Origin of the sequence: Pseudarthrobacter sp. NamE5, from assembly GCF_005796225.1 — a bacterium.
Classification (GTDB): domain Bacteria; phylum Actinomycetota; class Actinomycetes; order Actinomycetales; family Micrococcaceae; genus Arthrobacter.
Genome location: NZ_VAHO01000021.1, coordinates 26659 through 44418, shown reverse-complemented (window position 1 = coordinate 44418; position 17760 = coordinate 26659). Strand labels below are relative to the sequence as shown.

Annotated in this window: 20 protein-coding genes, 1 tRNA gene and 1 pseudogene; 7 read left to right on the top strand and 15 right to left on the bottom strand. The window is 62.6% G+C overall.

Annotated features, from left to right (window positions below):
* The first annotated feature begins 45 nt into the window (after positions 1-45).
* On the top strand, positions 46-891 hold the full coding sequence (locus FDW84_RS18070) for an aldo/keto reductase (protein WP_138610869.1): 846 nt from the start codon (positions 46-48) through the stop codon (positions 889-891).
* 109 nt (positions 892-1000) lie between these two features.
* Here FDW84_RS18070 and FDW84_RS18065 read toward each other — a convergent pair whose 3' ends face one another.
* Positions 1001-1186: a hypothetical protein gene (locus tag FDW84_RS18065; RefSeq protein WP_138610868.1), complete on the bottom strand. Its 186-nt coding sequence runs from the start codon at positions 1184-1186 to the stop codon at positions 1001-1003.
* Between the two features lie 155 nt (positions 1187-1341).
* Between FDW84_RS18065 and FDW84_RS18060 the strand changes: the two genes are divergently transcribed.
* On the top strand, positions 1342-1722 hold the full coding sequence (locus FDW84_RS18060) for a hypothetical protein (protein WP_138610867.1): 381 nt from the start codon (positions 1342-1344) through the stop codon (positions 1720-1722).
* Between the two features lie 90 nt (positions 1723-1812).
* Here the strand turns inward: FDW84_RS18060 and FDW84_RS18055 are convergent, their stop codons facing one another.
* From FDW84_RS18055 to FDW84_RS18035, 7 genes and pseudogenes are all read right to left on the bottom strand, one after another.
* On the bottom strand, positions 1813-2799 hold the full coding sequence (locus FDW84_RS18055) for a hypothetical protein (RefSeq protein ID WP_138610866.1): 987 nt from the start codon (positions 2797-2799) through the stop codon (positions 1813-1815).
* A gap of 217 nt (positions 2800-3016) precedes the next feature.
* Complete coding sequence (locus tag FDW84_RS18050; protein ID WP_138610865.1) at positions 3017-4042, bottom strand: DUF808 domain-containing protein; 1026 nt, start codon at positions 4040-4042, stop codon at positions 3017-3019.
* 185 nt (positions 4043-4227) lie between these two features.
* On the bottom strand, positions 4228-4731 hold the full coding sequence (locus FDW84_RS18045) for a diacylglycerol/lipid kinase family protein (protein ID WP_240721586.1): 504 nt from the start codon (positions 4729-4731) through the stop codon (positions 4228-4230).
* 2 nt (positions 4732-4733) lie between these two features.
* Positions 4734-4943 (bottom strand): annotated as a pseudogene (locus FDW84_RS19855) (hypothetical protein); the annotation flags it as partial.
* 226 nt (positions 4944-5169) lie between these two features.
* Positions 5170-5322 carry a hypothetical protein gene (locus tag FDW84_RS19420; protein WP_171046836.1) on the bottom strand — a complete coding sequence of 51 codons (153 nt, stop codon included), beginning with the start codon at positions 5320-5322 and terminating at the stop codon, positions 5170-5172.
* Between the two features lie 443 nt (positions 5323-5765).
* Complete coding sequence (locus FDW84_RS18040; protein ID WP_138610864.1) at positions 5766-6017, bottom strand: hypothetical protein; 252 nt, start codon at positions 6015-6017, stop codon at positions 5766-5768.
* A 236-nt stretch (positions 6018-6253) separates the two neighbouring features.
* Entirely contained in the window at positions 6254-6526 is a 273-nt protein-coding gene (locus tag FDW84_RS18035; protein ID WP_138610863.1) for a hypothetical protein, read from the bottom strand.
* 175 nt (positions 6527-6701) lie between these two features.
* Between FDW84_RS18035 and FDW84_RS18030 the strand changes: the two genes are divergently transcribed.
* The gene (locus tag FDW84_RS18030) at positions 6702-7406 is read left to right on the top strand and encodes a TetR/AcrR family transcriptional regulator C-terminal domain-containing protein (RefSeq protein ID WP_138610862.1); all 705 of its coding nucleotides are present in this window, start codon (positions 6702-6704) and stop codon (positions 7404-7406) included.
* Between the two features lie 683 nt (positions 7407-8089).
* On the top strand, positions 8090-8818 hold the full coding sequence (locus tag FDW84_RS18025) for a PspA/IM30 family protein (protein WP_138610861.1): 729 nt from the start codon (positions 8090-8092) through the stop codon (positions 8816-8818).
* Positions 8819-9579: 761 nt separating this feature from the next.
* Here FDW84_RS18025 and FDW84_RS18020 read toward each other — a convergent pair.
* A complete protein-coding gene (locus FDW84_RS18020) occupies positions 9580-10128 on the bottom strand; it encodes an AMIN-like domain-containing (lipo)protein (RefSeq protein ID WP_138610860.1) in 549 nt (182 codons plus the stop codon).
* A 338-nt stretch (positions 10129-10466) separates the two neighbouring features.
* On the opposite strand from FDW84_RS18020, the gene FDW84_RS18015 reads away from it, so the two are divergent.
* On the top strand, positions 10467-10811 hold the full coding sequence (locus tag FDW84_RS18015; RefSeq protein ID WP_138610859.1) for a hypothetical protein: 345 nt from the start codon (positions 10467-10469) through the stop codon (positions 10809-10811).
* 46 nt (positions 10812-10857) lie between these two features.
* On the opposite strand, the gene FDW84_RS18010 is transcribed toward FDW84_RS18015, so the two are convergent.
* Positions 10858-11127 carry a hypothetical protein gene (locus tag FDW84_RS18010; RefSeq protein ID WP_138610858.1) on the bottom strand — a complete coding sequence of 90 codons (270 nt, stop codon included), beginning with the start codon at positions 11125-11127 and terminating at the stop codon, positions 10858-10860.
* A gap of 626 nt (positions 11128-11753) precedes the next feature.
* Between FDW84_RS18010 and FDW84_RS20085 the strand changes: the two genes are divergently transcribed.
* Positions 11754-12194: a GNAT family N-acetyltransferase gene (locus FDW84_RS20085; protein ID WP_205754763.1), complete on the top strand. Its 441-nt coding sequence runs from the start codon at positions 11754-11756 to the stop codon at positions 12192-12194.
* A gap of 255 nt (positions 12195-12449) precedes the next feature.
* On the opposite strand, the gene FDW84_RS19410 is transcribed toward FDW84_RS20085, so the two are convergent.
* Positions 12450-12596, bottom strand: a complete 147-nt coding sequence (locus FDW84_RS19410; RefSeq protein ID WP_171046834.1) for a hypothetical protein — start codon at positions 12594-12596, stop codon at positions 12450-12452.
* A gap of 187 nt (positions 12597-12783) precedes the next feature.
* Here FDW84_RS19410 and FDW84_RS18000 point away from each other — a divergent pair, with 187 nt between their 5' ends.
* Positions 12784-13371: an RBBP9/YdeN family alpha/beta hydrolase gene (locus FDW84_RS18000; protein ID WP_138610857.1), complete on the top strand. Its 588-nt coding sequence runs from the start codon at positions 12784-12786 to the stop codon at positions 13369-13371.
* A 768-nt stretch (positions 13372-14139) separates the two neighbouring features.
* On the opposite strand, the gene FDW84_RS17995 is transcribed toward FDW84_RS18000, so the two are convergent.
* The 4 genes from FDW84_RS17995 to tmk all read right to left on the bottom strand — a co-directional run bounded on the left by FDW84_RS17995 (position 14140) and on the right by tmk (position 17737).
* A tRNA-Thr gene (locus FDW84_RS17995) sits at positions 14140-14212 on the bottom strand.
* 104 nt (positions 14213-14316) lie between these two features.
* The gene (locus FDW84_RS17990) at positions 14317-15885 is read right to left on the bottom strand and encodes an alpha/beta hydrolase (protein WP_138610856.1); all 1569 of its coding nucleotides are present in this window, start codon (positions 15883-15885) and stop codon (positions 14317-14319) included.
* A gap of 17 nt (positions 15886-15902) precedes the next feature.
* Positions 15903-17045, bottom strand: coding sequence for a DNA polymerase III subunit delta' (locus FDW84_RS17985; RefSeq protein ID WP_138610855.1), 1143 nt, complete (start codon positions 17043-17045; stop codon positions 15903-15905).
* Entirely contained in the window at positions 17042-17737 is a 696-nt protein-coding gene (gene tmk / locus FDW84_RS17980; protein WP_138610854.1) for a dTMP kinase, read from the bottom strand. The genes FDW84_RS17985 and tmk overlap by 4 nt, the downstream gene beginning before the upstream one ends.
* Positions 17738-17760 lie beyond the last annotated feature (23 nt).

Sequence of the window (17760 nt, the reverse complement as noted above, 5' to 3'; positions counted from 1 at the left end):
CCCGAAACTGGCTGTAACTGGTGCACGGTTTGGCAGGATGATGGCATGACTCTTTCACCTACCCTGACTTTCAACGACGGAAACACGATCCCCCAGCTTGGCTACGGCGTGTGGCAGGTCGAGGACGATGTGGCGGAGAAGGTAGTCCGCCAGGCGTTCGAAGCGGGCTTCCGTCACATTGATACCGCGAAGATTTACGGCAATGAGGCAGGCGTGGGCCGCGCCATTGCCAGTTCCGGCCTCTCACCGGAGCAGATCTTCATCACCACCAAGCTCTGGAACTCTGACCAGGGCTACGAATCCACACTGTCGGCTTTCGAGGAATCGATGGACCGGCTTGGGCTGGAGACGCTGGATCTGTACCTGATCCACTGGATGCAGCCGAAACAGGACAAGTACATCGATACCTGGAAGGCCCTCATCGAGCTACAGAAGCGCGGCCGGGTAAAGTCGATTGGTGTTTCCAACTTCACTGTTGAAGGCCTTCAGCGGCTGATCGATGAAACCGGCGTGGTGCCTGCCATTCACCAGATTGAGCTGCACCCCTACTTTAGCCAGCGCGAACTGCGCGATTTTGGTGCGTCGAAGGGCATCCTGACCCAGGCCTGGTCGCCGCTGGGGCAGGGCGGGGAGCTTCTGGAGGATGGAACGGTGGCTCGTATTGCCGCCAAGCACCAGGTGACCCCCGCGCAGGTGGTTATCGCCTGGCACCTCGCTATCGGCAACGTGGTCATTCCCAAGTCAGTCACCGAGTCCCGGATTCGCGAGAACTTCGCCGCCCTGGACGTCGCCCTGGACGCTGAGGATGTCGACGCCATCAACGCGCTGGACCGGACCGCCCGCGGGGAAGGGCGCATCGGGGCGGACCCCGCAGTCTCCGACTTCGCCTAACCAGGGGCGGCCGCTCCGTTCTGAGCGTCAGCCGCTGCCCGCCCTGCCTGTGCCTACAGGCAGGGCGGCCCGCTTTACGGGCTGCACCAAACGGTAGTCTGCGAAAACGTCAGGCAGCAGTGCGGATCTGTTCGACCGCCACGGCGTCAATCACAGCCCAGCCATCTTCATCGGCACAGTGCCGGCTGGCGAAGCGTTCTGCTTCCACCAGGGTGTTAAAGATCTCGGCGCGGACACGGCCACAGTCGGCCTCGAAGTACGTTACGTGAAATTCCTGAACCAGTTGGTTTTCCATGAATCCAGTTTGCAACCGGGGTCTGACATTTCCCGGAATGGCGCCAGCGTGTTGCTTGAAGACATAGACCCAGTGGATGGAGCGGCCGCTGTTGGAGCGAAGCAGCAGAATGCCCTTCCCGCGCGCGCCGGGCCGAGTCCTACTATGCTCGGAATATGGCGGTTCGAATTTCTTCCGGTGATGCCACCAAGGCCATCAATCAGGAGCTTGCCCAGCGGCGTGGGTGGATCGTAACCGTCGCCGTGGGATTCGCCGTGCAGATCCTCAGTATCGTTATCGGCTTGAAGGCAGTGGGGCCGCTTTGCGGCAGCCCGCTGCTACCGCAAAGTCGGGCCGCGGAGATCTCAGACCTGCAGCAGCAGACCACAGGGCTGGCGGCGGAGTGCTATCGCAACATCGATTCCGCCTCAGTCCCTGTCTGGATTCTTATGGCGTTGGGAATTGGCCTGGTCCTGACAGGAGTTGCCGTCAGGATAGTCGGGATCCGCCGGTCCATCAACCGCACCAGGAAGCTGACGGAGGCCGCGCAGGACTAGGCTGACGGGCTGTCGGAAGACGCCCAGACTCCCGGTGTTGGGCAAAGTAGTGGTTACCGCGCCCTCACTGGTGGAAGCTTCCGGCTCGGTCTAAGTCTCACGGTCAGACAGCCGGAGGACCCGTTCCTCCGCCAGCATGGCAGTCCGCCCGGCCTTCTCCGCAGCACGCACGGCCTGTTTTGCTTCCGCCTCCACCGCAGCCAGCGATTTCCGCGAACGGTCCAGCTGCTGTTCCGCGGCCTTGAGCCGGGCCCGCAGGTTAACCGTTTCCCGGAGGAGTTCCGCCACCTCAGTGCGTGTTTCGTCCGCCTTATCCTGCAGCTCCTGGGCTGCGTGTGCCGCCTCAGCCGCTGCCTCCTGAGCTTCAGCCAGAGCGGCTTTTGCCCTCTCCAGCGCCGGCGGTGACGCTGGCCGCGGAGTCTGCCGGACAGCCTCAAGCCGGGGCTTCGTTCCCTTGGGCGGGGAGGTGCGCTCCGTCGTCGTCCGTTGCTTATTTTCCGGCGCTGCTGGACGCGTCTTGGCGGCCGTATGGACGGGGCGGGCCGTGGCCGTGTGCTTTGGCAGTGCGCCGGGAACGGCCACTGCCCCCTCCAGGTCCGCTGCGCTGACGCCGTCCGCCGAGAGGGTTTTCAGGAGGCGTCCGCTCCGAACTGCAGCAGCCGCCCCTTCATCCGCTGTCAGTGCCTTGAGGGTCTCCTCCACGTCTGCGGCCATGGCCTCGCTGATGGTTCGCCCGCGTTCCCCGGCGACGGACCGGGCGGTGTCGACGGCGGCGGAAAGCCGGGCGCGCCGCTCACGTCCCAGCTCCCGGAGGGCCGTGGCATCGAGTGCGGCCTGTGCGTCGCGCATCCGGGATCCGAGCTCCGCGAGCCCGCCGAGGACGTCCGGCTGATGCAGGGCGAGCATATTCACTGCCCACGCGGCCACCGACGGCTTGGGCAGCCCCTTGACGGCAGCGCCCAGCTCTTTGTCCTGCCCCGCAGCCTGCTTTGCTGCAGCGGACCTTGCCGCTATGAAGTCTTCAAGGGATACGGCGTAAAGCCCGTTCGCGATGTCTGCCAGGGCTTGCTGATCCATGTTCGCCATCTTAGGCGGGTGGTCCGACAGGATCTCGTGAATTGGCTCAGCGCCTTGCCGACTTCCGGCATCCGGCAAGGCCCAAGTCCATCAGCTTTTCCCCGTCTATTCCCACCGCCGTGACGGCCAAGGCCTTTGTCCAATCGGGGGCAAAAGTTTCCAGCCACCATTCGCATGACCGGGGTCAGTCCCGGGCAAAGCACCCGGCGGACGGGAGCTATGGGGTGGAATCGGTGTCCCGTTTTGCCGGTTCATGCCCGGCGACGGCGGCGCGGACGTCACCCTCTTCGTGCCCGCTCTTCCTCTTGCCGAACGGCAGCACCTTGAGCAACGGGCCTACAACAGACATGATGAGGAGGCCCCACACGAGCCCGATGACAGCCGAGCACAATGTGTTCACGAGCCAGGCCAGGACGCCGCCCACCACCGGTATACCGGCGACAGGAGCCTCAAGGGCATGGACAAGGTCATATGGTCCGTGCCAGCCGAGGTCGTAAGCTCCCTGCAGCATGATGTGACCGCCGACCCACAGCATGGCTACTGTGCCGACGAGGGTTATTGCTCCGAGCACCGCCGGCATTCCCTTGACGAGCGTCTCGCCGACGCGCTGGGACCTGGGGGAGTCCTTGGTGGCCAGGTGCATCCCTACGTCGTCCATCTTGACGATGAGCGCGACCGCTCCGTAGACCAGCACCGTGATCACGAGAGCCACGACGACCAGGATGAGCGCACGGGCCCACAGCGACTCAGCAGCCACCTCGTTCATCGAGATCACCATGATCTCGCACGAGAGGATGAAGTCAGTGGTGATGGCGCCCTTAATGACCTTGGCCTCAGCGTTCGGGCCGCGTTCGACCGCCGGTGCATCCTCGTCCGCCGTGTGGTGGCCGCGGAGCTTGTGCCAGACCTTCTCGGCACCCTCGTAGCAGAGGTAGGTGCCCCCGAGCATCAGGATGAACGGGATGGCCCCCGGGACGAAGGCGGTGATGAGCAGCAGAGCCGGGAGGATGATCAGCAGCTTGTTCCGGAGCGAGCCCCAAAAAATCCGCTTGATCATCGGCAGTTCACGGGACGGGTCGGCTCCGGACACGTACTGCGGGGTCACCGCGGCGTCGTCAATTACAACGCCGGCGGCCTTTGCCCCCGCTTTCGCGGCACCGGCGGCCACGTCGTCCACCGAAGCGGCGGCAATGCGGGCCAGGGCTGCGACGTCGTCCAGCAGGGCAACGAGACCGCCGCTCACAGATCGCTCCCGCACTGCGCGGCGACGGACTTATGGGCGGGGAGTGCTCGCTTGAGGCGCGTAATCGGCATGTTCACGATTATACGAGCCGTGCTTCCGCAGGACGCGGCGGCGGGGGGCGATCCGGTCGGAAGATGACCCCGCTGGTGTGGGCGATCCTCCCTCGGTGCTGAGGCTGCAGGCTGTTATCCCAGAGTTGCGAGGGCAGCCGGTGCACAGGTGATGGTGACCGGGGTATGTGCCTCGACGGATTTCACTTCTCCGTCTATTTGGTACGGGATGGGTTTGAGGGTTGTGAACCGGTAGCTGCTCACGCTGGGCTGGTCCCCGAGTCCTCGGGTAGTGGCCCGCAGGGCGGTCGGCAGCACGCGGAGTTTGGACCGGTTGGGAAAGAACACGACTTCGAATTTGCCGTCCGAGGCGGCGTCGTCGGCTTCACTGAGGGTGGCGTACTTGGCCATCTGTGCGATGTTGGCCAGGACGAGGCTGTCGAACTTGCGTCGCTTGCTGTTCCCCTGCCGGATCTCGAAGGGCTTGAATTTCGAGAACGCGCGCATCACGGAGAACATCTCTTTTAGGGCGCCTTTACTGCCTTTTTCAAGGTCGATGGCCATGACCGGAGTGAGGCCGAACCCGACGTAGGAGTGCGCATACTCGGCGGAATCTTCTTCCCTCCCGCCGGTTGTCATTTTCAGCAGGTCAATGCGCCGTACTTTGCCGCTGGCGATTGCTGCCTCAAGCGGTTGGGTGCGGGTAGTCCTGCGGTGGTCGTTGCGTTGCCTGCTGCCATTACGGCGCACACGGCGTTGGGGTTGCCGGCTTGCACCACACCGTTCACGACCTCGTTGTAGCCGCCGTCCCCGCTGACGGAGACGATGAGCACGTTGTTCCCGCCGCTGGCTGCTTCCCGTGCGAGTTCGACCGCGTGGCCGGCACGGGCGGTAGGTTGAAGATCACGACGATTGAGTCGAAGATCCGGGCAGTGCTCATTACTTGCTCCATGGTTCGGTGCTTTTGCTGGTTGATTCGTGTCTCATGCCCAGGGGTCGGGTGCCAACCTCTTGGACCAAGGAGGCGTCGCGTTGCAGAAGGTCAGCAATAGAAACGGCCAGCCGGCAGGACCAGTGTTAGCTGTTTCCGGTATGAACGATGCTTTCGAAGTCCTCTTCGTGGGCCGGGGCGTCGGCGAGGCCTTGCGGTGTGAGGTCGAAGGTGTCGATACTGGCGGGAATTCCTGCGTCGACGGTGATAAGTGGCCGGTTGTAAGAGCTGTTCGTCATGTTTGATCCTTCGTTGATTCTGCCGCAGGAGTTGCCTGGGCCGGTAGTTATTAGGCCGTAGCGCCAACTGGGAATGCCCGGCGGCGCCTGAACGCCGTGGCAGCCAGGTTTCGGATGACGTGGCTGAGAAAATTTCCGTTCAGGCTGATCAGTCCGCATCAGCGGGAATAACTTACTCTGAGTTGATCCGGGTCCTCGTCATGGCCGAGAGCCGCAGCCAGTATGCCGACGTATTCTGCCGTAGTGTCGAAGACCCTGGACAGGCGGCAGTTGGCACAGTGGAGTGCGACGGCGAGGATGCCTGTTTGCCGATCAGTCACGGCGGGGGATGCAACCGACAGGAACGCATCGGTGTCGCAGCCGGCGCACCACGGCTGCTTTCCCCGTGGTTGATGCGCATCACGGGGAATGTATGTGCCGGGGAATATGGTCGTTGCCAGCGGTCAGACCACGGCCTGGTAGCTGGAAAGGATGTAGTCGGCCGCGGCCGGCCCCCGCATCTTCAAGCGCTGGCCCGGAGTGGCGCGTTGGCTCATGGCGGCCCAAAAGGCCTGCTCTGACCGCGGGAGCCTGCCGGAGAGGCAACACCAGCTGGTGTACAGGCCGTAGAAGGAATCGCCCTTTAGAGTCGAATCTGACTCGTTGTTGGGGCAGGTGGCTTCGCTGAGGAACTGGTCGAACTGTGAATGTGCCATCGTTGGGCTCTTTTCACTATGGTGCGTAACTTCCGCCGTGGGCTACAGCGGACTGGGAACCGGGATGTCTTGCACGGGACATCTGGCGTACTGGCCGGAGCAGAATTGCGATGCTTCGGCGGGCTAAACGTTGGTGAAGCAGGTGATTCAGGTGAAGCAGATAGCTCTGGCGCAGCACCAGGTCCTGATGCTGCGCCACAATCGACCATTACCCGGACAGGGCCGGGAACGGCTGGTTAGGCGTGGTTATGTGCGCGGTTGCCGGCCTTGGCCAGGCCGCGGGCGATCATCAGGCCGACAGTGAGCCAGGTGATGTACTGCATAGCGTCATTGGCGTTGAAAACGTCAACACCGTTCTCGCTTGCGTCGTCTCCAACGACTGCCGCGGTGATGATCGTGGCGACGACCGCCGCGACGTAGACAGCGAACTCAAGGGTCCTGGTGGAGATCTTGATGTCGTTGGCGTTGCGGACCGTGCTGGAGTGCTCGTTACGGGTTTGAGTCGTCATGTGGTTCTCCTTGGGTTATGTGAGCAGCCTGTTGGCCATGCAAACCCTGATCCCTTTACTGAAACCATGTCGACACCTTCTCTACGGTGTAGACTTTACGCGTAGACTACTTATTTAGCAACTTGCTCGTCCGTCCGCGGGTGGGCCTGCAGCAATCAACGGAAACGGCTCCACCATGACTTCCACAAAACACGCGCCCAAAGCTGCGCCGCCCCGCAAAGCCCGGCTAAGCAGGGAGGTTGTGCTCGCCGCCGCCCTGGAACTGGTGGACGCGGAAGGTGTTGATGCGCTCACGATGCGGCGGCTGGGTCAGGAATTGGGGCGGGACCCCATGAGTCTTTACCGGTACGCAGCCAACCGGGCAGCGTTACTCGACGGGGTCACCGAAACGGTTTTGGAGGAGCTCACGGTCTTCGCCGATGATGTGGACTGGCAATCCCAGCTGCGCCGGATGGCCCACGACCTGCGTCGTGTTGCCCTGCGCCATCCCAACGTCGTGCCCCTGCTGGTCACCAGGCCCCTGTCTACGCCCTTGGGCCTGCGTCCGCTGGCAGCGCTCCGCCCGCTCGAACAAATACTGGACCTGCTCATCAAGGAAGGCTTCGCCCCCGCCGACGCCCTCCACGTCTATCGCGCCTACTACGGATTCCTCTACGGGCACATCCTGAACGAACTCCAGGAATACATCGTGGACCCGGACGAGAACGAAGCCATCCTGCGCCTTGGCCTGCACCGACTGCCTGCAAATGAGTTCCCGCGCCTGCGCGCACTCGGGCCGGTCCTCGCCGACTACAACGGCGAAACTGAGCTCGACCAGGGCCTGAGCATCCTGCTCTCCGGCCTCGCCGCACAACTCGCACGACCACACCAAAACCCCTAACCCGAAGAGCCCCTGTATTCGCCAGCGAAAGAGGAAATGAGGCCCCACCGTGGCCCACGAAACACATCCATTGCATCCGAACTCGTAATCGCCGCCTTCAGGATCTTGTCCTGAGCAGCAGCGACGTGAAGGACATGCTCGACGAGTTGGCTAATTTTACAGCGATTGCACTTTCAGATCCTGCCGCTGCCTTTTGCAGCATCACCTTGATGCGGCGAAGAAACCAACTACTGTCGCCGGCAGCGAAAAGAGTGCCGTCCGACTCGACGAAACCCGTTACAGCGTTGGGGAGGGCCCCTGCCTGGCCGCGATCCGTAAACAAACACTCATCCATGAGCCTGACCTGCGCCAGGAACGCCGCTCGCCTGATTACACCGCTGCGGCGCTGGCGGAGGGAGTTTAGTTTTAGTCTCTCCGTACCGCTGGTCCTTGAAGGGGGCGCCGCAACGGGCCTGAACATGTATTCCACCCGTTCGCATGGACCCACCGGTGAGGACATCGAACATAGCGTCACGTCGCCGCCGTCGTGTGCTTCCCGCTGGCCCTGGCCGGGGTCGCCGAGATCATCCGGGTCCGCGGCTGCCGGCAGCGTGAATAGAAGGCTATGCCGGCGGCACTCCGAACTGGCCCGCTCACCTGCCGCACACATATGATGCGATTCCATTACCGATAGAAAGACCCCCGTGAAGCAGAGTATTTTCGCCCGCGTTGCCCAGCTCGCCAAGGCCAACCTGAACGCCCTCCTGGACTCCGCGGAGGATCCGCAGAAGATGCTGAACCAGATGGTCAGGGACTACTCGAACAACATCCGCGAAGCCGAGGCCGCCGTCGCACAAACGATTGGTAATCTGCGGATGGCCGAGGACGACTACAACCGTGCATTGAACGACGCCGATACGTGGGGCAACAAGGCGATCGCTGCGTCCCGCAAGGCCGACGAGTTCCGGGCCTCCGGCAACCCCGTGGACGCCGCCAAGTTTGACGCCCTCGCCAGGGTCGCTCTTCAGCGGCAGATGACCGCCGAGTCCACCGCCCGCGCCCAAGAGCCCAACCTCGCCGCCCAGAACGAAGTCGTCGACAAGCTCAAGAACGGGCTGGACCAGATGCGGGGCAAGCTCGGGGAGCTGACGGCTAAGCGCAACCAGCTCGTGGCCCGGTCCCGGACGGCAGCTGCCCAGTCGCAGGTGAACGATGCACTCAAGTCACTGGACGCAGGAAACCCGACCTCGGCGATCGGCCGGTACGAGGAGAAGATTCGCCGCGAGGAGGCCACCGTCCGCGGCCAGCAGGAACTCGCCGCCTCATCCCTGGACGCCCAGTTCGCCTCCCTGGAAGACCTCGGCGAGCAGACCGAAGTGGAAGCACGGCTCGCTGCTCTCAAGTCCATGGACCGGAAGGCCCTCGGCTCTTAGGACACCATCCGTGTGGCCGTTGAAAGCGTGACAGTCGTGAGTGGGGAAATGATGAATTAAGGAAAACGGGAAAGGCGGTCGTGAGTGGTGGAACGTCCCCTGTTGTTGCCGGTGGTTCCGACGGTGAACGCTTCACTGCGGAGCAATTCCGGTTCAGCAAGAAGGATGCAAGGAACTGAGTCTCATTTGCGTGGGCGCTTTGGTGGTGTGCATCGGCATGGCTGTTTTGTATTCACAAGCGTTACCTGGGAAACCCGGATGCCGTACGACGGCAAATACAACCGGAGTGGAAGTGGGATTCCGATGCAGATCGCCCTGCTGCCTGTCCTTGTGCCCATTAGTGGCATGTCGAGGGCAGTTGCACGTCCTGAAAAGAGTCCCAGGACCAAAGCAGGGCGCATACGGATTTACGTACTCCTCGTAGTATTCGTTACCTTGCACGTCTTTGGTCAGTGGATCATGGCCGAGGAAATTCTCGTTGCCGGCGGCTATCTTCCTGAGTAATCTGCTACGCAGGTTGTTCGTGGGATCCAAGGTCGGGGCCTTCGCTGCCAGCGACCTCGAGGATGGCGCGGCGGCTGGGGACCAGGAATAGCTCATTCGTCGCATAGTGCGGCCTGACCTCCAGAACGACGAGCTGAGGTTCGCCTGGGTCAGGGCTGGAGAGGTTCTCCGCCTTCAGCTGAAGCCCCTGGACAGCCGGGCCTCAGAGAAAAAGTGCCGCACGCCGGATCAGCGGAGTGCGGCACCTTTTCGTTCCATCACCAGAAGTGGGCTACGTCCACGATCAGCCGGGAACCGGACCCTGGCCCGTCCAGAGTGAAGGCCCTGAAAGGCAGCCGGGCACGGACGCCCAGGCCGATGCTGGTGGAACCTTCGAAGCTATTCGCGTAGACAACTTGCCGGAAGGTCTGGTAGCCGGCCACGTTGGAGAGCTCGGCCTTCGCTGCCGGGTTGTAGGTGACGTTGCCGTTGCTGTCATAGGAGGGTGCATTCACGACGACCTGCAGGCGCGCGTTGCCGTAGACCGGGATCGTGTAGCCGGTGCCGTCCTGGATGATTTCCGGGACATACCGGACTGTGTAGCCCTTCGCAGGGCCGTTGAGGTCGACAACCATCCGGTCGAAGCAGGGTTGCTGCCCCGTCCGGACGTTGGTGACAGATGCAGTGCTCATCCCAGGCGCGGTTTTAGCCAGGGATCCCCATTCGAGACCGCAATACGAGCTGGCAGCCGAAGCGGGCCCCGGTGCCACGATGCCCAGGCCAACGACTGCCAGGAGCGCCGTGAGCCAGAGTAGGAGTTTTTTCATTGGTGCCATCCAAGGGGGAGTGGTGCGGTTGGACAGCTCAAGATTAGGGAGTGTCAAGCACCCAAGACGAGGGTTGTTGCCGCTTCGGGGCGGAACCGTGAAGAATGCCCCAGCCGGATCACGTGGCAGTAAATTCGAGGGCTTTTTGCGGCCATTTTTAATCGTTTCGGTGCCGTTTCTGGACCCTGCCGTGATGCTGGTAACGACACAAGGGCAGCGCGGGTCACTGCGGCTGGAACCATCTCCGGGAGCAGCTAATACTAAACGCCTGCGCGGCCGTTCCTTCTTAGGCCGGTCGCGGTCTTCCTGGTACGAATGTCAGGTGGGACCATGCTGATATGAGCGACAATGCCAATCCCGACCCGAGGGGCCCTACCCCGCAACAGCGCGGGGAGGCTGCACCGACCACGCAGCAGATGCGAACTGTTGGCCAACGCCGGCGCGACGCAGAGCAGAAACTGAATCAACACCTCGATGAAGCGCGCCACCACAATGAACAGCCCTGCGATAACCCTGAGCCAGGCACCGGGAGAGCTTTTGGCGGTGAAGTGGATGCCGCTGATATTGCCGCTATCCAGAACGATGACAGCATCACCCCCGCAGACCGCGTCGATCTGATTGCCAATCAGGCCATCCCGGAGACGGAGAACGACGACATCCGGCCAGGCAAGGGCGATGCCTGAAGTTGAAGGGCATCGCCAGCAGACCTGACCCTTCCCGGGCATGTCTTTAACACTCCGGCTTCTTCTCGGCTTGGAACAGTTCGCGGAGCTGATTTCCTACAACCTGCGCTTCATGAAAGTACGCACCCATGTCAGTGTCTCCGGCGATCTGGACAGCGGCTGCCCTTAGCTCGTTCTGGAGATCGAGTATTTCCGCGTGCAGTTCGGCGTTGGCCCGCAGCCATTCACAGTCCTTGGACGCTACCCGGGTGAGGCCGCTAAGAATTTGCGATGCCCGGTTCATCTTTTGAGCCGTTGCGTCGGTCAGTTCATTCATCAGATCCCCCTGCCGCTGTGCACGGTACCCTACCGACGTGGTCCCGCATTGGCCAAATGAGCGCGCACTGGCAGTCGTCCGTGGGTACTAGCCCTGCACCAGGGCAACGTCAGCTACGTGTTAGGCAGAATTTCCTTGAGCAGCGGTGGGATATTCGAACCCGCTTGGATATCTTGTTCGTACTCGTGGTTGAGCAGTCAGCCGGCCATCGGCATCAACGCCGCCCTCTGCCTGGCAGCGGCACTCCTGGTTGCCCTGTTCCTCCCGAAGCCCGCATCCGCCAGTGCCTAAAACCTTCACCCCAACGTCCCCGCTGGCCAAGGCTCAAATGCCTTCGTCGGCCGGCGCCCTACTACCTGCAGAAAGAAGTATCACGATGCCCCTTGGCTTGATTGCCCTTGCAGCCGGCGGATTCGGGATCGGGCTCACCGAATTCGTCATACTCGGGCTCCTTCCCGAGGTCACCAACGACTTCGCGTCAGTATCCCGGCCGCTGGTTAGCTCGTGTCCGGCTATGCGCTCAGCGTCGCCTTCGGCGGAATCGTCGTCACAGCGGTCGCTGCGGGACGGAACCCGAAAAACACCCTAGCCTGGTTGATGGTCCTCTTTATCGCGGGGGAACCCTCATGTCGGCACTCTCCTCCGATTACTTCGTGATGCTCATCGGCCGGATCGTGGCCGCACTGTGCCGCGGGGCATTCTTCGGGGTCGGGGCGGTGCTCGCTGGCAACCTCGTGGAGCCGTACCGGAAGGCCGCCGCTGTCTCCGCAATGTTCGCCGGGCTCACCACCGCGAACGTCCTCAACGTCCCGTTTGGTACCTTCCTGGGGCAAACTTCGGCTGGCGCTCCACGTTTTGGGCCATCAGCGGCGAAACCTTGCCGCAGGCACGGCCCTTCCAATAGTGCTGGCACGCAATGGCCAAATCATCGGACTGCTGACACTTTCCAGAATGCCCGCCTCGGCTACTGGATCAACCATTCCCTGCAGGGCACCGGGATCATGTCTGCGGCCGTGGGCGCGGCAACGAATATCACCAAAGACGTGCTCGACCTGCACCGCCTGTAAGCCGCAACCCTCGTCAATAGCACCGCTTCCCAACGGGTGCTGGAGAAGAACGGCTTCGACTCCTACGGCATAGCACGAGCGTACCTACAGATAGCGGGGCAGTGGCAGGACCACCGGATCTTCGCAGCGGATCCTCTGATCAAGGGCATACCTAACGGCACGAAAAAGCACGCCCCTCGCAACCCCCGATCTGGGACCACTACCCGCTCTGGTGCCAATTCCTGGGCTGTGACGAGAGGCTGCAGTTGAGGAAGTTCAGCCTCCCGACGGGTTCTCAACTGGCGTGCCGTCCGGGTCTTCCGTAATGGGGCGGTCGTCTTCGGGTTTCATGGTCGGGTTGTCGGTTTGAGGGTCATCCTTGGGCTTGCCAAGGGGCTGTCCTTCATTCCCGGGATTGCTCACGATATTCCTCCTGCTAGTGACTGTTCTCGCCGTGCCCGGCAATCCCATCACAAACGGGCCAATATGGACAGGGTCAGCGATGACGTTGCTGCGACGGACGCGCTGGCGGGGCTGCCGTGGAGTTGTTGCAGGCCCTGCATTTGCCCTATTCAACCCGCAGGCTGTCGTGACCCCATAGTCTTTGCCTATGAGCAAAGAAACCAACACGGGCCCGACCAGGTCTGTCCAGCGCGTCATCATCGTCCACGGATACGAGGCCTCGCCGGACGCGAACTGGTTCCCCTGGCTACAAGGAGAACTTCAAGCCGAAGGCATCGATGTCACGGTTGTTCCCCTCCCGGCCCCGGACGATCCCGAAAGGGCAGCGTGGGAAAACGCTGTCGGTGCCGCGCTTGGTGCGCCCGACGGGAGGACGGTCATTGTGGCCCATTCTCTTGGTGCGGTCACTGCACTGCGGGTGCTCGCGGCGCTGCCGGAGCCGTGGGAGCTAGGAGGCCTTGTCATGGTGGCCGGCTTCGTTAAACCACTGGAGGCATTGCCGGAACTGGACCGATACCTAGCAAGTGACGTTAACGTTGAACGCCTGGCACAGAGCATCCGTAAGCGAACAGTGATCCGCTCCGAAACGGACCCCTATGTTCCGCCAGCAGCGTCGGATGACCTAGCCAAACGCCTCGGTGCACGGCTGCAGGTCCATCCCGAAGCCGGACACTTCATGGCCAAAGACGGGGTGACAAGCTTCCCAGCTGTACTAGATCTGTTGCGGTCGCCCTAGAAAAAGCCTGTACTCCATGCCCTATAGCATGGCCGCGTCGTTGAGATACGACTGCCGGCAACCAGTCCAGCAACTGGATCGCGGGCACCTGGGTCAGGCCGAATACCAGGAGCGTCGGCGCGCCAAGCATGACGCACGCCGGCGAAGGTCCAGGGGTGGCGTTCCTACGGCATCTCGAACTCTCTATCCGGCAGCGGCGTCGACGGGCCGTCCATTTTCATCAAGAGGGACGCCTCGATCATCAATCCGAAAGTCCTCAATGACCAGGCCGGGCGTAGCGTCCATGATGACGATGGAGTCGGCGGGCCAGGAAGGGTCGGGGACAAGCTCGTAGTCGACAACCGAGATCAGCGTGCTGTTCTTTGCCCTGTTGAGGCATCAATAATTTCGCCGGTGCGGGTGTCACGGTCACGGTTTCCTGGGGGAGGCCTTCTGTGCTGCCGGAAAGAGGGGTGGAGTTCCACCAGTCTTCGTAGCCTCCGATCGGACGGGCTGCCACGGGCGTCCTGACAGCAGTGCTTCAAGGACCACCGCTGCAGGCACTGTAGGCGAGATCGTCAGCCCATTCGATGAGGCTCATAGCCTCACCATAGCCTCCGGCAAGAAATTCTCAATGATGTCTAGAATCGCAACTACAAGAGCCAGAAGGATTTGGAAGGAGATCAAAGTGTGCCATAAGTGTGCCCTGCCCTCAGGCAGCACCACCTGCTTAACCAGCGAAAAACCCCCCAAAGCCCTAAAACTAGGGGCAATAGGGGGTTTATCCCGAGCTTCCTATCAGAATCGAACTGATGACCTTTTCATTACGAGTGAAACGCTCTACCGACTGAGCTAAGGAAGCACCGCACGAATCTCCGGCAGAACCGGGCGCTTCATGCAAGAGTCAACTGTAATAGAGTCCCCGCGCCCGGGTCAAAATGGCGCACCGGCCAACAGCTGAGGCGTTCAGCACACCGTGTTGTCAGCCGGAACCCGGCCGCTTACCAGGTAGGCGTCAACGGCATCCTCAATGCAGCTGTTGGACCTGCCATAGGCGGTGTGGCCTTCGCCTTCCCACGTCATGAGGGCCGCGTTGCCCAGCTGCTTGCGAAGGGACGAGGCCCACTCCACCGGTGTCGCGGGATCACCGGTGGTGCCAATCACCACGATGGGGGACTCGCCGTCGTACTCGACAGGGGCAGGTGTGCGCACATTCTCGTACGGCCAGTCGACGCAGTTGGTCCCGCCGTAAGCGAAGAAGTAGCCGAACGTGGGGGAGTCCTGCATGAGGCGCTGCTGTTCAGCGCGCATTGCTGCAGTCCCGGACTCCATGGGGTAATCGAGGCAGTTGATAGCGTTGAAGGCGAACGTCGAATTGGACGTGTACGTCCCGTTCGACGAGCGGTCGGCGCCCAAATCAGCCAGCCGCAGCATGAGGCTCACGTCCCCTGTCATCGCCGCCTCAAGGGCCTGCGTCAGCGCGGGCCAGCTCTGGTCGTTGTACAGCGGGGTAATGAGTCCGCTCACGAACATGGTGGCGTTGACCACCCGCCCGTCCTTCGCCGTGCGCGGGGTCTGCTGGACGGCGGCAATCAGGTCGCGGATCTGCTGTACCCCGGAATCCACGTCACCGCTTAGCGGGCAGCCGTCCTGGCCCTGACAGCTGGCGACGTAGGCCCGGAGGGCTTTTTCGAAGGCCCGGGCCTGGCCACGGGTCAGCTCTTCGTTGCTGATGGAGGGGTCGAGCGCCCCGTCCAGCACCATCCGCCCTACATTCTCCGGGAACAGCGAAGCATAGGTAGAGCCCAGGAACGTGCCGTAGGAGTACCCGAGGTAGTTCAGTTTTGCGTCGTTGACGACGGCCCGAAGGATGTCCAGGTCCTTGGCGGAGCTCTCAGTGTCGATGTGTGCCAGCACAGCACCCGTCTGCTCCGCGCACTGCCCGGCGATGGCCTTGTTGTCCGCCAGGGCGGTGGCCAGGCCGGCGTCTGTTTCGAGGTTGTAGGTCTTGGCCCTGGCTGCATCACGTTCGGCGTCTGTCAGGCAGGTGACGGGTGCGGAGCGTTTGACGCCCCGGGGGTCGAAGCCCACCACGTCATAGGCCTCACGTACGGCCTGGGAAAAATGTGTTCCGGCCGCATCCTTGACGAAGTCGTAGCCGGAGGCGCCCGGACCGCCCGGGTTCACCAGCAGGCTGCCGTTCTTCTTGCCCGTGCTTGAAGCCCTCAGCGCGGCAATCTGGATGGTCTCACCCCCGGGGTTGTCATAGTCCATGGGCACTGTTACCTTGGCGCACTGGAACTCGTTCTCACAGGGCTCCCAGACCACTTCCTGCGAGTAGAACTGCCCAAGTCCTTCAGGTGCAGCCGCGACGATCGACGGGTCAGCCTTGGCGGTGGCCGCCTCCTGGTTGCGGTCGTTGCCACCGTCCAGAAGGCTGCAGGAGGCCAGAACCATGGCCAGGACCATGGCCCCAAAGGCTCGGACGCCGATTGCCGCGGTTCTCGGGCGTGCGGGCAGAGGGCGGGCAGTCATCGGGTCTCCTTGAAGGGCTAGATCAGGCTGGCTGCCATGGACTCAATGGTCAACAGCGGTGCAACGTTGGTGGTGGTGATGCGTTCACGGGCTTTGTTGATGGCATCCATCCGGGCAAGAGTGGACTCGGGAGTTGAGCGGCCGGCGAATTCCTCCAATTCGCTCCTCAACTCAACGTTCACGAGGTCCACAGCATTCCCGAGCTGGATGATCAGCACATCCCGGTAGAAGGACAGAAGGTCCGTCAGTGTCCGGTCCAGGGAATCGGTGACGGACCGCTTTGCCCGGCGCTTCTGGTCTTCCTCAAGCTGCTTGACCTGGCTGCGCATGGACGGGGGAAGTGTCCCGGACTCCGGCGCGCCGAGGGTGGCCAGCAGTGCGGCCTTTTCCGCAGCGTCACGTTCCTCGTTTGAACTGTTGGCCTCGGCGGTGGCGATCTTCACGAGCTTGTCAGCCATCATCACAGCCGCCGTGACGCCCCGCAGGCCGAGCGGGAACCGTACCGTCTCCAGCCGGCGTTCCCTGGCTGCCGGATCACGGGCAAGCCGCCGGGCAATTCCCACATGGCTTTGCGCTGCGCGGGCTGCGCGCTCTGCAAGGGCCGGCTCCACGCCGTCGCGCTTTACCAGCAGGGCGGCAACATCGGCGGCAGGCGGCAGCCGCAACGCGACGCTGCGGCAGCGCGAGCGGATAGTTACCAAGACGTCGGCCGGGGATGGCGCGCACAGCATCCACACCGTCCGGGGTGTCGGCTCTTCGATGGCTTTGAGGAGCACGTTGGTAGTGCGCTCGGCCATTCGGTCAGCGTCCTCCACCACGATGATGCGCCACCTGGCGGCCGAGGGCCGGTTTCCGGCGGTGGCAACGAGCTCCCGGGCTTCGTCGATGGTGATGGTGACCTTCTCGGTCCGGACGAATGTCACGTCCGAATGCGTCTCACCCAGGATGGTCCTGCACGCGTCGCAGTGCCCGCAGCCACGGAGGCTGACCTCGTCCTGGCCGCAGTTCAATGCCGCAGCAAACGCCTTGGCCGCGTTGGAACGCCCGGAACCGGGCGGACCGGTGAAAAGCCACGCATGGGTCAGCCCTTCCCCGCTCGAGGCCTGCCGCAGCTGTTCGACGACGGCGGGTTGCCCCTGCAGGTCATCCCACACCGTCATAAGCCGCCGCCGATGGCCGGGACCTGGCCCAGGGAGGCGTCCGCCGCGCCCTGCTGCGAAGCCAGCAGGCTATCGACCCGCTCAAGAATCAGGGCGGACAGTTCGCTGACGGAAAGATGTGCGGGCAGCACCAGGTACGACTCGGGACGCCTGCGTGCCAGTTCAAGGAACGCGTCCCGGATCCGGGTGTGGAACTCGTCAGCTTCAGCCTCCAACCGGTCCTCCGCGGCGTCACCGGCTGTCCGGCGGCGTCGGCCCATGGCAGGATCCACGTCCAGCAGGACCGTCAGGTGGGGGTGCAGGCTGGAGGTAGCCCACTCGTTGAGGGACCGTACGGCATCCTCACCGAGGGCCCTGCCGGCGCCCTGGTAGGCAACTGATGAATCAATGTACCGGTCTGTCAGGACAATCTCGCCGCGGTCGAGCGCGGGGCGGATCACCTGGGTTGCATGTGCGGCACGGGAGGCGGCAAAAATTAGCGCTTCAGTGTGGGCGTCGATGAGGCCGTGGCCGTGGTCGAGGACCAGGGAGCGCAGTTTTTCGCCGATGGGCGTTCCGCCCGGCTCGCGCGTCCGCAGGACAGTCAGGCCCCGTGCTTCAAGGGCCTCGGCGAGCCGCGCAGCCTGCGTGGACTTGCCGGCACCGTCGCCGCCCTCAAATGCGATGAAAAGACCGGCCCTTTGTTTGCTCACTGCATAAGCCTACCGACCTCCAC

Excerpts from the sequence above, each read along its gene's own strand:
- FDW84_RS18070 (WP_138610869.1), top strand. The coding sequence starts at position 46 with ATGACTCTTTCACCTACCCTGACTTTCAACGACGGAAACACGATCCCC.
- FDW84_RS18065 (WP_138610868.1), bottom strand. The coding sequence starts at position 1,186 with ATGGAAAACCAACTGGTTCAGGAATTTCACGTAACGTACTTCGAGGCC.
- FDW84_RS18060 (WP_138610867.1), top strand. The coding sequence starts at position 1,342 with ATGGCGGTTCGAATTTCTTCCGGTGATGCCACCAAGGCCATCAATCAG.
- FDW84_RS18055 (WP_138610866.1), bottom strand. The coding sequence starts at position 2,799 with ATGGATCAGCAAGCCCTGGCAGACATCGCGAACGGGCTTTACGCCGTA.
- FDW84_RS18045 (WP_240721586.1), bottom strand. The coding sequence starts at position 4,731 with ATGACAACCGGCGGGAGGGAAGAAGATTCCGCCGAGTATGCGCACTCC.
- FDW84_RS19420 (WP_171046836.1), bottom strand. The coding sequence starts at position 5,322 with ATGACGAACAGCTCTTACAACCGGCCACTTATCACCGTCGACGCAGGA.
- FDW84_RS18040 (WP_138610864.1), bottom strand. The coding sequence starts at position 6,017 with ATGGCACATTCACAGTTCGACCAGTTCCTCAGCGAAGCCACCTGCCCC.
- FDW84_RS18035 (WP_138610863.1), bottom strand. The coding sequence starts at position 6,526 with ATGACGACTCAAACCCGTAACGAGCACTCCAGCACGGTCCGCAACGCC.
- FDW84_RS18030 (WP_138610862.1), top strand. The coding sequence starts at position 6,702 with ATGACTTCCACAAAACACGCGCCCAAAGCTGCGCCGCCCCGCAAAGCC.
- FDW84_RS18020 (WP_138610860.1), bottom strand. The coding sequence starts at position 10,128 with ATGAAAAAACTCCTACTCTGGCTCACGGCGCTCCTGGCAGTCGTTGGC.
- FDW84_RS18015 (WP_138610859.1), top strand. The coding sequence starts at position 10,467 with ATGAGCGACAATGCCAATCCCGACCCGAGGGGCCCTACCCCGCAACAG.
- FDW84_RS18010 (WP_138610858.1), bottom strand. The coding sequence starts at position 11,127 with ATGAATGAACTGACCGACGCAACGGCTCAAAAGATGAACCGGGCATCG.
- FDW84_RS20085 (WP_205754763.1), top strand. The coding sequence starts at position 11,754 with ATGTCGGCACTCTCCTCCGATTACTTCGTGATGCTCATCGGCCGGATC.
- FDW84_RS18000 (WP_138610857.1), top strand. The coding sequence starts at position 12,784 with ATGAGCAAAGAAACCAACACGGGCCCGACCAGGTCTGTCCAGCGCGTC.
- FDW84_RS17990 (WP_138610856.1), bottom strand. The coding sequence starts at position 15,885 with ATGACTGCCCGCCCTCTGCCCGCACGCCCGAGAACCGCGGCAATCGGC.
- FDW84_RS17985 (WP_138610855.1), bottom strand. The coding sequence starts at position 17,045 with ATGACGGTGTGGGATGACCTGCAGGGGCAACCCGCCGTCGTCGAACAG.